Raw genomic sequence first — 14,986 nt, 5'->3', positions numbered from 1 at the left:
TAAAAACACATGCCCCAAGTGTTTTAGAAGATTGGAGCAACTAAACCTAAAAAACTATGTTAGATAACTTTTTAAAATTTGCAGAAACTGAAAAATTGACTAAAGCACAACAAAAAACTATTTCAGGCGGTGACACACCAGCTCCTGATGAAGCTGACAGAAAAGGAAAAGTAGCTGCTTAAATAAATTTATGGGCTGATTTTTTCAACCACAAACTATTATAAATAAAGAAACCGTAACAAACAAAATCTGTTACGGTTTTTATATGTTTGAAAGAATATAATTAATTCTCTTCTGTAATATCTAAATTCTGTTCCTTACCATCTTCCCATTTTCCAACAACAGAAGTTGCCAATGCGTTTCCAAGTACATTTGTTGCACTTCTAAACATATCACAGAAATGGTCAATTGGTAAAATCAAAGCAATACCTTCAACCGGAATTTTAAACATTCCGCAAGTAGCCGCAACAATTACCAAACTTGCTCTTGGTACGCCCGCAATACCTTTACTGGTTAACATTAAAACCAAAAGCATAGCCATTTGTGTCCCTAAATCTAAATGAACGCCATAAAACTGAGCGATAAAGATACTGGCAAAAGTCATGTACATCATACTTCCGTCAAGGTTAAACGAATATCCAAGCGGTAACATGAAGGCTACAATTTTATTTTTAACCCCAAAATCTTCTAATTCTTCTGTTAATTTAGGAAAAACAGCCTCGCTGCTCGTAGTTCCAAAAGCAATTGCTAATGGCCCTGTAATACGTTTTAATAATTCGGTCATTCTTCCTTTTAAGAAAATATAACCTACTACAACCAAAACCACCCATAAAGTTCCAATACCTACTAAAAATGATCCGAAGAATTTAAAATAAGTAATAATTAATTCTTCTGCATCTCTAATTGCAAAAACTCCTGCAATGGCACCAAAAACCCCAATTGGAGCAAAGTTCATTACATAATTCACCATTTTTAAAACAATATGCGAAGCTTTATCAAAAGCATTTATAATTGGCTTTACTGTACTTCCTAAAGAAGCAGCTGCTAATCCAAAAAAGATAGAAAATATTACAATCTGCAAAATTTCATTGGTTGCCATTGCCTCAAAAATACTTTTAGGAACAATATGCTCAACAAAATTTTCAACAGATAATATTTTTGTTTTAGCTGTAACCTCGCTGGCTGCAGCCATATCAACGTGGTCTAGTTTTAAACCTACACCCGGTTCTAAAATATTTACAAAAAATAATCCGATTAATAAGGATATAAAAGAAGCTGTAAAAAACCATCCAAGTGCTTTTCCTCCAATTCTTCCAACAGTTTTGATATCACCTAACTTTGCAATTCCTACTACTAAAGTGGTAAAAACTAAAGGCGCAATAATCATTTGCACTAATCTGATGAAAATCGTAGCCAGCATTTTTATTTTATTGCTAAACGATACTGCTGCTTCTTGTGAAATTGAATTATGGATAATAATTCCCAAAGCTGCCCCAAGCACCATTGCAATTATAATTTGCCCAGTTAATCCCGAAAAAAATGATTTCTTTTTAGTTTCTGTAATTTGCATTAATTTACTTTTAAATTATTAAAATATAAGACCCTCACTGTCTTACTTTTATTAATATGTTTTGTTGATTAAATAAAAATCAGCCAAAACAATCGCAGCCATCGCCTCAACGATTGGTACTGCACGAGGCACCACACACGGATCATGACGTCCTTTTCCGGTCATTGGTGTAATATTTCCTTTATTATCAAGAGAATCCTGAGTCTGCATGATAGTCGCAACAGGCTTAAAAGCTACTCTGAAATAAATATCCATTCCGTTGCTTATTCCGCCCTGGATTCCACCAGAAAGATTTGTTTTTGTAGTTCCGTCAGGATTATATAAATCGTTGTGTTCGCTTCCTTTCATTTCAGAACCAGAAAAACCACTTCCGTATTCAAAACCTTTTACAGCGTTGATGGAAAGCATTGCTTTTCCTAATTCAGCATGCAATTTATCAAAAACAGGCTCGCCTAAACCAACCGGAACGTTTTGAATTACACATGAAACTACACCTCCAACAGTATCTCCCTGCTTGCGGATATCACGAATATATTCTTCCATAATCGCTGCCGATTTTTCATCTGGACAGCGAACCGGATTGTTTTCTATTTTAGAGAAATCTAATTCCTGATAAGGCGTATCTAAATGAATTGGTCCAACAGAAGAAACGTAAGCATTAATTTTAATTTGAGGAAGCATTTGTTTTGCAATTGCTCCTGCTACTACTCTGCTCGCTGTTTCACGCGCAGAACTTCTTCCGCCGCCGCGGTAATCACGAAAACCATATTTTTGGTCATATACATAATCAGCATGACTTGGTCTGTAATTATCTTTAATATGTGAGTAATCGTCTGATTTTTGATTGGTATTTGGGATAATAAAACCAATTGGAGTTCCGGTCGTTTTTCCTTCAAATATTCCAGATAAAAACTGAACCGCATCTGGTTCTTTTCTTTGTGTTACGATAGCCGACTGCCCCGGTTTTCTGCGAGACATTTCAACTTCAATCGCTTCAAAATCAAGTTGTATTCCTGATGGACAACCGTCTATAATTCCGCCTAAAGCTTCACCATGAGATTCTCCAAATGTTGTAACTTTATATAGGGTGCCGTAGCTATTTCCTGCCATTGTAAATTGTTTTGAGCAAATGTAAGTTTTATGAATTAAATTAAAAAATTAAAAATTGGTAATATTAATTAAAGATTAAACACTTTAAAAATCACAATTTATTAAAATTGCCTTTGAATTAGTAACCTTTTGATAAAATAAATGGAGTAGGATTTTCTTTTATTTGTGGAACTTCAAATTAAGAAAAATTGAAAAAACGAAATGTCGAACTGGTCATTATTTCTGATGTCCATTTGGGAACTTACGGAAGTCACGCTAAAGAACTAAACAACTATTTATCAAGCATTAAACCTAAAACTTTAGTTTTAAATGGTGATATAATTGATGCATGGCAGTTTAGAAAATCTTATTTTCCTAAAGCGCATTTAAGAGTCATTCAGCGCATTATCGGTATGGCTTCTAAAGGTACAAAAGTGTATTACATTACCGGAAATCATGACGAGATTCTTCGAAAATTCAGCGACATGAACATGGGAAATTTTTCTTTGGTCGATAAATTAGTTTTAGAATTAGACGACAAAAAAGCCTGGATTTTTCACGGAGATGTTTTTGATGCTTCTGTACAGCATTCTAAATGGATTGCAAAACTAGGCGGATTAGGTTATGATTATTTAATTTTGATGAATCGTTTTGCTAACTGGTGTCTGGCAAAATTAGGACGCGAACCTTACTCTTTTTCTAAAAAAATAAAAGCAAGCGTAAAAAAAGCTGTAAAATTCATTTCGGATTTTGAAACTACTGCTACAGACCTGGCGATCGAAAAAAATTACGATTATGTAATCTGTGGGCATATTCATGAACCCAAAATCCTTACTAAAGAAAACAAACACGGTTCTACTTTATACTTAAATTCCGGCGACTGGGTCGAAAACCTAACGGCTCTTGAGTATCATAAAAAGCGTTGGAAATTATATTCATACACTCATACAAACTTTACAGAAGAAGAAAATCTTTTTGAAATGGAAGATATTTTAACCTCTCAAATGTTATCTAATATTATTCTAAAAAAATAAAACAAACCTGTATTTACAACTACTGACGAAGGTTAATTAATTTTAATTTGTGTAATTTAAATTTACAAAATGTGAATTATATAACAATTTCTAAAAATGTTATACGTTCTTAAATTGAGAACGATTATACATTTGAAAAAAATTAATTAACCATTTTATGAAAAAGATTATTTTATCTGCCATTATGCTTTTGGGATTAGCATTTACGGCTCAATCGCAAGAAATTTCAAAACACGCTTTAGGATTACGTTTAGGGGACAATAACGGATTTGGAGGTGAAGTATCATATCAGCTGGGATTGAACCAAAAAAACAGACTTGAGTTTGATTTAGGCTGGAGAAACAGCAGTGATGTAGACGCTATTAAAGGTGTTGCTCTTTACCAATGGGTTTGGAACATCGATGGAGGTTTTAACTGGTACGCTGGTGTAGGTGGAGGAATTGCTGCCTGGGATCACGATTATTACAACAATAATTACAGATATAACGACAGCGGAACTTATGTTTTTGCAGCCGGAGATATTGGTATCGAATATAGATTTAAAGAAGTGCCTATCACACTGTCATTAGATGCAAGACCTGAAATTGGTTCTGGATACTATGACGATGACAATTTTGGATTTGACGTTGGTTTAGGTGTCAAATTCAGATTCTAATTAAAAATAAAAAATAATTGTAAGAAGAAACCTGTCGTTGTAATGCGACAGGTTTTTTTTATGTTTTGATTAAAGCTAATGTCACCCTGAGCGTAGTCGAAGGGCTTTAGAGGTAAAAGAGGCTTCGACTTCGCTCAGCATGACATTTGATCTCTAACTTTTATTATTTAACTATTAACAATAATCAAACAATTGTCACCCTGAGCGAAGTCGAAGGCTTACAAAGCAAAAAGGGCTTCGACTACGCTTAGCCTTACATTTGACCTGTAACTAATAACTATTACTTAATAACAATCTCCTTTTTAGAATGTATTTTTACAACCGTGTAAGGATAAGTTATAGCCTGCGTTACCATTGCATCCGGAGCAGGATTTTTTTCTTTTACGGTAATGATAATGTTCTTATCCGTTTCTTCAACCTTTTCAATTCCAATAGAATATCCTCCTGTGTTTTTTTCACCCATGTTGAGAATAACATAATTAGAATTGGCAATATCAGTCTGCTTCATTTTAGCAGCTAAAAGCGGATCATTTTGAAGCATTTTGATCTCGTTAGGTTCTGTCAGAATTTCGAAAAATTTAATATTTCCCCCGCCGTCAGACTGTTCAGTTAAAACTTCATATAAAGCCGTTGAACTTGTCGTTTTTTTAGCTCCGCAGGAAATCAAAACAAAAATTACTAAAACCGAAATTACTTTTTTCATTACGTTCAAATTTTTAAAATTAATGTTTCTATTCTTTATAATCGTCAATTGCTCTTTGATACAAAGCTTCATATTTAGGCAGAATGTTTTTGATATCAAATTTTCTGGCAACTTCCAATGCATTGATTTTAAATTCATTCAAAGTTTCATCGTCTTTTAAGATTTTGATTGCATTTGCCGCCATTTCATCGACATTTCCAACATCACTTAAATATCCTGAAACACCATCAAAGTTAACTTCCGGTAAACCTCCAGAATTACTTGAAATTACAGGAACTCCGCAAGCCATTGCTTCTAATGCTGCTAAACCAAAACTTTCAGTTTCTGACGGAAGTAAAAACAAATCAGTCATGCATAAAATCTTATCGATTTCATTACTGTTCCCAAAGAAAATTACTTTGTCGTAGATTCCCAGTTCCATACATAAAACCTCTGCTCTTTCTTTTTCAGGACCATCACCCACCATCATTAATTTAGCAGGCATTACTTTCTGAATATTATAGAAAATCTTGATAATATCCGGAATACGTTTTACCTTTCTAAAATTACTGATATGTGTTACGATTCGCTCGTTTTCCTTTGCCATAACATATCTGTGGCAAGGTTCCGTTGGATCTTTTCTAACTTTATCCAATTCAATAAAATTCGGGATTACCTTAATTTTATTCTTGATTTTGAATAATTTCAACGTATCATCCTTCAAACTCTGCGAAACCGAAGTCACATAATCTGATTTATTGATACTAAAAGTTACCGCTGGCTTGTAAAACGGATGGTTTCCAACAAGCGTAATATCTGTTCCGTGAAGCGTTGTAATCATCGGAAGATTAATTCCTTCATTCTTTAGCATTTGTTTCGCCATATAACCCGCATAAGCATGCGGAATAGCGTAATGCACATGTAAAACTTCTATTTTATATAATTTCACCATATCGACCAATTTGCTTGACAAAGCCAATTCATAAGGCTGATAATGGAACAAAGGATATTCAGGAACGTTTACTTCGTGATAATGAACATTAGGATTTAAAAGCGCTAATCTTACTGGCTGACTGTAAGTTATAAAATGTATTTCGTGTCCGCGTCTGGCTAATTCGAGACCTAGTTCTGTAGCAACTACACCACTACCGCCAAATGTTGGATAACAAACTATTGCTATTTTCATGTATTAAATTTAATTCTACGAAAGTACTCAAAAATCACCTTTAATTAGGCTTTTAAATTGTTAGATTTTCGACAAAATTAGATTAAATCTGGTTGATAAATATTTTTAGAAGCAGTACAATATCTGCAAAAAAGACCAGTAGTCCCGCTGTTTGCTATATCTTTTTCTGTCTAAAAAGCCAGAAAAAGGATACCGCTTCCATTGGGGCTATATTAGAGGGTTTTGTTTTTATAAGAAAATAATTTAAATAATTTCTATTCAAAAAAAACACTACCGTTCCAAGGATACTCTATTCCTCTATAAATTGTCATTTTCAAGGTAAACAGCAAGACACATACGATTAATAAAATTGTCACTATTAAAGGTAAAGTAACTTTCTTTTTAATGTTTAGAAAAAAAATATACCCGAATATAATTTGCAAAATGACTAATAATATTACATAAAACATGTCTCCAATTCCTTGTCCGAAAACTATTTTTCCATTAAAAATTAAGGTTAGTATTATTGAAGTCCAAATAAAATACAAAACGCTACAAATACTCAAAACTTTCCTCATGTTTAATATTAAATTATTAAAATTAGATATTCTTGTCATTCCTAGTTACTCGGAATGATAATTGGTTTTACTATGTCTTCAACGAATTAAAATCCATTACTCCAAAATAAATCATTCCTTCGGAATTTTATATGCAGCGTTCCGTAGGAACAAATTATATTGTAGGGATGGATTTTAATCCATCTTCGCAAACATAATCGTCAATCTTTGTAGATTCTCTAGTGCGATTCCTCGTTCCTCGGAATGACAAACTTTACGTAAAAAAACAAAAAAACTCACAAATATTACGCAACGAAACCCGACAGGTTTTAAAAACCTGTCGGGTTTAACAATCTCCTCGGAATGACAAACTTTGGTGAAACCTGAAACTTGAAACAATTAAAACAAAAAAAGGCACAAAATCTAAAATTTCATGCCTTTTCAAATATATTATAAATTTCTCTTAGAAAAATCTGCTGTGCCAGCTGTCGGCAGCAGGAACTTCCCAGGATTCGTTGAATTCTTCGATATTGTTTACCAGATTATTGAAAACAATAGTATTCTCAGAAACTGATTTATCTTTTACCATTTTCTTGAAATCAATTAATGGTTTGTGTGCAATATGTTCTCCAAGTTTAAAAGTAACATTCATTTTGTCTAACAAATCGACATTATACTTTTTCTCTAAACCTTGAATAAATTCTACCGAACTATCAATAGAACAACCTGTAGCAGCCTGAACATCCTGATTTACGGCTAATATTATAAAACGATTGTATTTAAGCAAAAATGACGCTTCAAGACTAGTTCCGTGTGCGGCCCATTGCTCTACAAAAGCTTTTAAATCTGTTTCGATTTCAGAAAACTCTTCCTCAGAAAATTTTCTGTTCGATTGGTAAATCCAAACTCTTGATTCACCAGGTAAATTTTCAAAAGGTATATACATTTTTTAATTTTAGATTTTAGATTGTTGATTTTAGATTTCTTGAATTGTTTCAGGTTTAAGGTTTCATGTTTCAAGTTAAAAACTTAGTATCTGAGAACCTTAGCAACTCAGAATCTTTTATAAATCCTGCGCATTCGCAATTAACTCCGCAACGTCCATTACTTTAACCTCACCCTCTTTATGAGCATGTTTAATTCCATCCGTTAACATCGTGTTACAGAAAGGACATCCGGCAGCGATAATATCCGGCTGAACTTCTAAAGCATCTTCTGTACGCAGCACATTTACTTCTTTGTTTCCAGGTTCAGCATCTTTAAACATCTGCGCTCCACCTGCTCCACAGCATAATCCGTTTGCTTTAGAACGTTTCATTTCTACTAATTCAACGTCTAATTTCTGGATTAAATCTCTTGGTGCTTCGTATACTTTATTGGCTCTTCCTAAATAACAAGGATCGTGGAAAGTAATTTTCTTTCCTTTAAACTGCCCGCCTTCAACCGTAAGTCTTCCGTCATCAATTAATGACTTTAGGAATTCAGTATGATGAATAACTTCATAGTTTCCACCTAATTCAGGATATTCATTTTTTAAGGTATTAAAACAATGCGGACAAGCGGTAACGATTTTTTTTGCTTCATATGCATTTAAAACCTCGATATTCATCATGGCCTGCATTTGAAACAAAAATTCATTTCCGGCTCTTTTTGCAGGGTCTCCAGTACAACTCTCTTCTGTACCTAATACTGCAAAAGAAACATTGGTACGATTTAAAATACGTACAAATGCCTTTGTGATTTTTTTTGCTCTATCATCAAAACTCCCTGCGCAACCTACCCAAAATAAAACTTCTGGCTGTGTTCCCTGGGCTAGCATTTCTGCCATTGTTGGCACTACTAAACTTTCTGACATCTTCTTTTGTTGTTAAATCGGTTAATTGTTATTTGGTTAATCGCTCTCTATGATAACCTTACTAAAAACCTTACTATTTTTAATCACTTAAACGGTTAAACAAATAACCGATTAAACTCTTTTCTAATTCTCGTTTTTCCAATTCAATCGGTCCTGCTGGCTGTACTGCCATGGTGCACCATTATTTTCGATATTGGTCATCATTGCATTCAGTGACATTGGCGCAGCACTCTGTTCCATCACTAAATAACGACGCATATCCATAATAATAGACAACGGACTAATATTTACGGGACATTCTTCTACACAAGCGTTACATGATGTACAAGCCCATAATTCTTCTGGTGTGATGTAATCGTTTAATAATGTTTTATTATCCGGAACAAAAACACCTTTATTGGCATCTATATTTTTTCCAACTTCGGTTAAACGATCTCTTGTGTCCATCATAATTTTACGTGGAGACAATTTTTTCCCTGTTTGATTCGCCGGACATGAAGATGTACAACGACCACATTCTGTACACGTATAAGCGTTTAAAAGCTGCACCCAGTTTAAGTCCTGAACATCGCTTGCACCAAATTTAGACGGAGCTGCATTTTCATCAACCGGAGCCGCTGCAAAAGGATCTGCGTTTGGATCCATCATCAGCTTCACTTCTTTTGTAACTGATGCTAAGTTATCAAACTGGCCTTCTGGTTTTAAATTTGCAAAGTATGTATTTGGGAATGCTAAAAGTATGTGTAAGTGTTTTGAGAAATACAAGTAGTTCATAAAAATCAAAATACCCACAATATGCAGCCACCAAAAAGCTTCAAACAATAGTACAACCAGTTCGTTTGAAAGTCCATTAAAAATTGGAGCAATAAACTGACTTACCGGAAAAGTTCCTGCTTTATGAAAAACGGCTCCCGGAACATTTTGCAAATGCAGGTCAGAAGCGTTCATTAATAAAAACAAGATCATTAAAACAGTCTCAAAATACAAAATGTAGTTTGCATCGCTTTTAGGGAATCCTGTTAAATCAGAATGTATAAAACGTTTCAGTCTGATAAAATTTCTTCTGATCCAGAAAACGGTAACAGCAAAAATTACAAGTATGGCTAATATCTCAAAAGAAGCAATTAAAACATCATAAACTACGCCTAAATAAGGGGCGAAAATTCTATGAGTTCCGGCTAATCCATCGATTATAATTTCTAATAGTTCAATATTAATAATTACAAAACCTACATATACCAGGATATGGAGTATTCCGGCAACAGGGCGTCTCACCATTTTTGACTGCCCAAGAGCAATCAAAGCCATGTTTTTCCAACGAGCTTTAGGATTATCTTTTCTATCTACGTCAACTCCTAAATTAATGTTGCGGATGATTTTTTTTACGCTCGCTGCAAAAAAACCAAAACCTACGACAAGAAGTATGGCGAATAAAATATTATCTAAATAACTCATTACAATTATTTTTTATCAGTTGAATTTGTTTCTGCCGGTGCTACATAAGGTTTGTTTTTCTTCCCAAAAAGAGAAACGTTTACGTAACGTGTTGGATAAAGTCGAACATCTTGTAATAACAATTCAAGCTCTTTTGAAGTTTTTGAAAGGTTGTTGTAAAGCGCATCGTCGTTTAACAATTTCCCTGCTGTACCTTTTCCAGAATTTAAATTGGCCATGATACCATCTACTTTTGCTAAAGTCTGGTTTAGGTTACGAACTGTTTTTCCAAGATCGGCTTTATTTAAAGAATCAGATATTTTATTGAAGTTGCTTGACATTTTATTAAAGTTTGTCACCACTCCGTTTATCTGGCCTTTGTTTGTATCTAAGATATTGTTGATACTTCCCGAAGCTCTGTGAAACTGCTCCATTGTCTGACTCAATTCTGCTAAAGTTTTCTTTAAATCCTGCTGTGTTTTTTGATCTAAAACATTGTTTAATCCCGTAACAAGATTATCAATATTTAAGAGCATTTTATCCAATTTAATTGTAATTGGCTCAATTTTACCACCTAAAGATTCCGTTAATCCCAGCTTAACAACAGACTCCAGTGTCTGTCCGTCTTCTGCCAGTTCTTTATCTGCTAAATTTGGAATGATGGCAATTTGCTTTCCTCCAATTAAGCTTCCGGAATATAAAGATGCTTTACTTGTTTTAGAAATTGGAAAATCTGTTTTTAATTGAAGTTCAACTAATAATTTCCCTGTTGTTTCACTGATTGTAATTTTAGTTACCTTACCTACTACTAGTCCGTTTATAGTAACGGGCGCTGATTGTGCCAATTCTTCAACATTGTCATATTCAGCATAATATGTTTTATAATTGGTAAAAAGGTCTTTTCCTTTTAAAAAACTGTAGCCCCAGATAAATAATAAAATAGACGCTATGACTAATACAGCCGTTTTAATTTCTCTTGTTAGTTTCAAAATTCTAAGTGTTTTGTTACAAAATTAGTATAATATTTCGAACTTGTGACGATTATTTAATCGCATCCTGAATATTGATTTTTTCCCCGTCTTTAGTTGCTATTAAATATGCTGCGCCATATCCTTTATTCTTAGCTTCTTCCAGATATTTTTTCGCAGCTTCATAATCCGAAGTTTCCTGATAGAAATATTTATAAATATTGTTTTCGTAGATCATTGTTACATTTTTTAGCCCTTTAAAATTTTTAGGTTCTAAAGGTGTTTTTTTAATACTTGCAATAAGCTGTACTTTAAAGAATGTTCCTTTTGGGGCTGCAGGCGCAGGTGTCTGCACCACTTTCTTTGGAGTCGAAGTATCTCTTACAGGTTTAGCTTCAACTGCTTCTGAAGTTCCTGAACCAAAATATTCTCTTTTGTAACTCAAAATAGCTTCTGCAATTGCTTTTGCGATATCATCCTGTCCTTCTTCAGAATTTAAAATATTTCCTTCTGTTGGGTTAGATACGAATCCGGTTTCAACTAAAACTCTTGGCATATACGCTTTATGAAGTACCATAAATGGTGCTTGTTTTACACCACCTTGTCTGATTTTTTTTCCAAGTCTTTCAAAATTGTCTTCAATTTTACTTGCTAACGAAATACTATTATCCAAATATTCTTCCTGCATTAAAGTAATTCCAACCATTTGTTCTGGAGAATTTGGATCGAAACCATCGTATTTACGTTTGTAATCTTTCTCTAAAGTAATTACCGAGTTCTCTTTTTTCGCCGCTTCAAGATTTGATGCAACTTTACTCAAACCCATTACATACGTTTCGGTACCATCTGCTGCGGTATTTTTATTGGCATTACAATGTATAGAAACAAAAATATTAGAATTGGCTCTATTTGCAATATTGGCTCTTTCGACCAAATCAATAAAGACATCTGTTTTACGAGTATAGATTACATTAATGTTTGGATTAAGCTCTAAAATTTTCCCTACTTTCAGTACAATAGCCAAAGCAATATTTTTTTCAATCCGCCCGCTGTAAACGGCACCAAAGTCGTGATCTCCGTGTCCGGCATCAAGTGTTACTTTAAAAACATTTGACTGGCTATATGTGCAAAATGACGCTATTGTTAGAAAAAAGGTAAAGATTACCTTAATTTTATTTAATCTATTCATAAATCTTAAAGTTAATTTTAATAAAACGCAGCTGTTATAATTTTTACAATTGATTATTTTTGCCAAAAAATTATATGTAAGTTTGACATGTCAAAAAACAAGCCATAATTTTACAAAAATAGCATTTAAACCTTTGCAGACAAACTTATTTAATATCGTTTTAATATCATTTTTCCTAACAATGGGATGTGGTAATTTATATTCGCAAGAGATAAAATCTAAAAAAAAGCCTTTACCAGCTGCAAAACAAACAGATAAGCCTCAAATAACTCAAAATGACACTATAAAATTAGATACTGTCAGACCAACCAAGACTTTCCTGGATGGCAAGGTTAGATACAAGGCAAAAGATTACGCAAAAATCGATCAGAAGAAAAAACTGATTACTTTATACAACGAAGCTGAATTATACTACAAAGATGTTGAACTAAAATCCGGTATAATTGTTTTGAATTATGAAAAGGATGAAGTTTATGCCGGAAGAATTAAAGATTCTGCCGGAGTTTTAGTGCAGTACCCGAACTTTAAACAAGGTTCGAGTGAGGTTCAGCCCGATTCTATCCGCTTTAATTTTAAAACAAAAAAAGCATTAATTTATAATTCAAGAACCAAACAAGGTGAATTAAATATTAAAGCTGCGGTTACTAAAAAAGAAAATGACTCTGTTTATTATCTAAAAGGTGCCCGTATTACAACGGCGCAGGATATTGACAATCCGGAATACTACTTTAGAACAAGCAAAATAAAATTTGTTCCCGGAAAAAAAATTGTTACTGGTTTAACACAAATGGTTATTGCCGATGTTCCTACTCCGCTGGCTTTGCCTTATGGTTATTTCCCGTTGAGTCAGGAAAAAAGCGTTTCAGGTATTATTATTCCAAGTTATAACGATTCGAATACCAGAGGTTTCTCTTTACAAAATGGTGGTTATTATTTTGCTTTAAGCGATAATTATGACTTGACGGTTTTGGGGGATTATTATACCAATGGTAGTTACGCCATGCGTTTTGAATCGGCGTATGCAACCCGATATAAATATAGAGGAAATGTTAATATTCGATTTGAGAATTTAATTAGCAGCGAAAGAGGATATCCTGATTATTCCAAACAAAATATTTACAATATTCAGTGGTCGCATTCAAAAGACACAAAATCAAATCCTAACTCAAGTTTTAGTGCATCTGTGAACATGGGTAGTAGTAAGTACTTTAAACAGTCTATTAATCAGGCTAACGTTGGGTCAAATTTGAACAATACATTAAGTTCGTCTATTTCATATAACAAAACTTTTAATACCATTCCGGGTTCTCGTATTTCGTTGTCTGCTACGCATCAGCAAAATACACAAACGGAGCAAATCCAGATGAGTCTTCCTAACCTTCAGGGAAGTATTGACCGTATTTATCCTTTTGTTGGAAAAGACGGGGTTAAAAAAGGGTTTATTAAAAACATCAACTTACAATACAATGTAACAGGTAAAAACAACATCACTACTTATGATTCCTTGTTTTTTAAGCCTCAAATGTTCAGAGACGCACAAATTGGTATGCAGCACTCTATTCCGATAAGTACTAACTTTAAAGTATTCAAATATTTTAGTGCCGGAGCATCAACAAACTATCAGGAAACCTGGGTAACAAAAACTATTAAAAAAGGTTTTGATGATAGTAAAGGACAAGTTGCCGATAAAACAGTAAATGGTTTTGATTCATACAGAACATACAATTTAAGCACCAATTTAGGAACTACTATTTACGGTACATTCAATTTTGGAGAAGATAAAAGGATTCAGTCTATTCGTCACGTTATGAGGCCGAGTCTTACGTATTCGTATACGCCAAGTTTTGATCAATATTATGAGCATTATACGGTTGATGCCTCTGGTAAAATTTCGACCGATGAATATTCGCGATTTGCAAATGGTATTTACGGCGCGCCTGGGCAAAGCAATTCAAACATTGTAGGTTTTTCATTAAGTAACACTTTTGAAGCCAAAGTAAGAGACAAGGACAGCACGAAAACTGAACCTAAGAAGATAATGCTGTTGAACAATTTAAACTTCAATACAAGTTATAATTTTAGTGCTGACGGAAAAAAGGCTTTAGCCTGGCAGCCAATTGTAGTAAGCGGAGGAACGCAGTTTTTTGACAATAAAATGAATGTCAATTTTGGGGCTGTTTTAAATCCTTATGCGATTGACAATGCAGGAAATGTTATAAACAAGTATAATATTGACAATGGCGGAAGTTTGTTTAGAATGACAAGTGCCAACCTTACCATGAATTATTCTTTCTCGAATAAGGGAACCGGAAAAGAAAAAAATACGCAAAGTCAGCGAAATGGTGGTCGTAATGACGACTTATTTGGAACAAATACGGACTTAAATGACAGCCGAAATAGTCAGTTTGCTAATGAACCGGAACGCGACGAAGATGTTGTAAGTGAGTTTTTTAGTTCAAAAATTCCTTGGGATATGACAATGGCGTATTCGCTTACTTATTCTAATACGGCCAGAGAAAATAAAATATCCGGAAACTCTATTATGATTTCTGCCAATATGGATATTACGCCTAAATGGAAAGGCGGAGTTTCTACCGGTTATGATTTTGTTCAAAAAGGGGTTACTTTTACTCAATTCCGTTTTGAAAGAGATTTGTTAAGCTGGAGAATGGCTTTTAACTGGAATCCGATGGGACCAAATGCTAACTGGAACTTCTTCATTGGAATTAAATCTGGTATGCTGAGTGACATTAAATGGAACAAACGCAGTACTTCTAATCGATAATTC

General features: G+C 33.9%; 13 protein-coding genes. 4 read left to right on the top strand and 9 right to left on the bottom strand.

From position 1 onward, the window contains the following. The first annotated feature begins 56 nt into the window (after positions 1 to 56). A complete protein-coding gene (locus ACODSB_RS08640) occupies positions 57 to 182 on the top strand; it encodes a hypothetical protein (RefSeq protein WP_262890998.1) in 126 nt (41 codons plus the stop codon). Positions 183 to 283: 101 nt separating this feature from the next. Here the strand turns inward: ACODSB_RS08640 and ACODSB_RS08635 are convergent, their stop codons facing one another. Both ACODSB_RS08635 and aroC read right to left on the bottom strand, forming a co-directional pair. Further along, positions 284 to 1,570, bottom strand: a complete 1,287-nt coding sequence (locus tag ACODSB_RS08635; protein ID WP_488936742.1) for a dicarboxylate/amino acid:cation symporter — start codon at positions 1,568 to 1,570, stop codon at positions 284 to 286. A gap of 51 nt (positions 1,571 to 1,621) precedes the next feature. Beyond that, complete coding sequence (gene aroC, locus ACODSB_RS08630; RefSeq protein WP_488936741.1) at positions 1,622 to 2,680, bottom strand: chorismate synthase; 1,059 nt, start codon at positions 2,678 to 2,680, stop codon at positions 1,622 to 1,624. A 188-nt stretch (positions 2,681 to 2,868) separates the two neighbouring features. Between aroC and ACODSB_RS08625 the strand changes: the two genes are divergently transcribed. Both ACODSB_RS08625 and ACODSB_RS08620 read left to right on the top strand, forming a co-directional pair. Beyond that, positions 2,869 to 3,693 (top strand): UDP-2,3-diacylglucosamine diphosphatase, encoded by an 825-nt coding sequence (locus tag ACODSB_RS08625; RefSeq protein WP_053470176.1) that lies wholly within the window; start codon positions 2,869 to 2,871, stop codon positions 3,691 to 3,693. A gap of 157 nt (positions 3,694 to 3,850) precedes the next feature. After that, positions 3,851 to 4,348, top strand: coding sequence for a hypothetical protein (locus tag ACODSB_RS08620; protein ID WP_053470177.1), 498 nt, complete (start codon positions 3,851 to 3,853; stop codon positions 4,346 to 4,348). A 280-nt stretch (positions 4,349 to 4,628) separates the two neighbouring features. Here ACODSB_RS08620 and ACODSB_RS08615 read toward each other — a convergent pair whose 3' ends face one another. The 7 genes from ACODSB_RS08615 to ACODSB_RS08585 form a co-directional block, all read right to left on the bottom strand. Beyond that, on the bottom strand, positions 4,629 to 5,051 hold the full coding sequence (locus ACODSB_RS08615) for a protease complex subunit PrcB family protein (protein ID WP_488936740.1): 423 nt from the start codon (positions 5,049 to 5,051) through the stop codon (positions 4,629 to 4,631). Positions 5,052 to 5,079: 28 nt separating this feature from the next. Further along, positions 5,080 to 6,216 (bottom strand): N-acetyl-alpha-D-glucosaminyl L-malate synthase BshA, encoded by a 1,137-nt coding sequence (bshA, locus tag ACODSB_RS08610; RefSeq protein WP_488936739.1) that lies wholly within the window; start codon positions 6,214 to 6,216, stop codon positions 5,080 to 5,082. Between the two features lie 999 nt (positions 6,217 to 7,215). Beyond that, positions 7,216 to 7,698, bottom strand: coding sequence for a hypothetical protein (locus ACODSB_RS08605; RefSeq protein ID WP_035646965.1), 483 nt, complete (start codon positions 7,696 to 7,698; stop codon positions 7,216 to 7,218). A 117-nt stretch (positions 7,699 to 7,815) separates the two neighbouring features. After that, positions 7,816 to 8,607 (bottom strand): (Fe-S)-binding protein, encoded by a 792-nt coding sequence (locus ACODSB_RS08600; protein WP_053470181.1) that lies wholly within the window; start codon positions 8,605 to 8,607, stop codon positions 7,816 to 7,818. A gap of 123 nt (positions 8,608 to 8,730) precedes the next feature. Next, on the bottom strand, positions 8,731 to 10,062 hold the full coding sequence (locus ACODSB_RS08595) for a 4Fe-4S dicluster domain-containing protein (protein WP_488936738.1): 1,332 nt from the start codon (positions 10,060 to 10,062) through the stop codon (positions 8,731 to 8,733). A gap of 5 nt (positions 10,063 to 10,067) precedes the next feature. Then, positions 10,068 to 11,030, bottom strand: a complete 963-nt coding sequence (locus tag ACODSB_RS08590; RefSeq protein ID WP_053470183.1) for an MlaD family protein — start codon at positions 11,028 to 11,030, stop codon at positions 10,068 to 10,070. A 52-nt stretch (positions 11,031 to 11,082) separates the two neighbouring features. After that, complete coding sequence (locus ACODSB_RS08585; RefSeq protein ID WP_053470298.1) at positions 11,083 to 12,198, bottom strand: N-acetylmuramoyl-L-alanine amidase family protein; 1,116 nt, start codon at positions 12,196 to 12,198, stop codon at positions 11,083 to 11,085. A gap of 82 nt (positions 12,199 to 12,280) precedes the next feature. Between ACODSB_RS08585 and ACODSB_RS08580 the strand changes: the two genes are divergently transcribed. Beyond that, positions 12,281 to 14,983, top strand: a complete 2,703-nt coding sequence (locus tag ACODSB_RS08580; protein ID WP_053470299.1) for a putative LPS assembly protein LptD — start codon at positions 12,281 to 12,283, stop codon at positions 14,981 to 14,983. The last annotated feature ends 3 nt before the right edge of the window (positions 14,984 to 14,986 follow it).

The sequence above is a fragment of the Flavobacterium sp. FG68 genome, from assembly GCF_057808895.1.
The sequence above is the reverse complement of the archived record's forward strand: the minus strand, read 5'-3'. Positions and strand labels throughout refer to the sequence as shown.

What these genes read in the sequence shown, in the direction of transcription:
- ACODSB_RS08640 (WP_262890998.1), top strand. Translation starts at nt 57, where the DNA reads ATGTTAGATAACTTTTTAAAATTTGCAGAAACTGAAAAATTGACTAAA.
- ACODSB_RS08635 (WP_488936742.1), bottom strand. Translation starts at nt 1,570, where the DNA reads ATGCAAATTACAGAAACTAAAAAGAAATCATTTTTTTCGGGATTAACT.
- aroC (WP_488936741.1), bottom strand. Translation starts at nt 2,680, where the DNA reads ATGGCAGGAAATAGCTACGGCACCCTATATAAAGTTACAACATTTGGA.
- ACODSB_RS08620 (WP_053470177.1), top strand. Translation starts at nt 3,851, where the DNA reads ATGAAAAAGATTATTTTATCTGCCATTATGCTTTTGGGATTAGCATTT.
- ACODSB_RS08615 (WP_488936740.1), bottom strand. Translation starts at nt 5,051, where the DNA reads ATGAAAAAAGTAATTTCGGTTTTAGTAATTTTTGTTTTGATTTCCTGC.
- bshA (WP_488936739.1), bottom strand. Translation starts at nt 6,216, where the DNA reads ATGAAAATAGCAATAGTTTGTTATCCAACATTTGGCGGTAGTGGTGTA.
- ACODSB_RS08605 (WP_035646965.1), bottom strand. Translation starts at nt 7,698, where the DNA reads ATGTATATACCTTTTGAAAATTTACCTGGTGAATCAAGAGTTTGGATT.
- ACODSB_RS08600 (WP_053470181.1), bottom strand. Translation starts at nt 8,607, where the DNA reads ATGTCAGAAAGTTTAGTAGTGCCAACAATGGCAGAAATGCTAGCCCAG.
- ACODSB_RS08595 (WP_488936738.1), bottom strand. Translation starts at nt 10,062, where the DNA reads ATGAGTTATTTAGATAATATTTTATTCGCCATACTTCTTGTCGTAGGT.
- ACODSB_RS08585 (WP_053470298.1), bottom strand. Translation starts at nt 12,198, where the DNA reads ATGAATAGATTAAATAAAATTAAGGTAATCTTTACCTTTTTTCTAACA.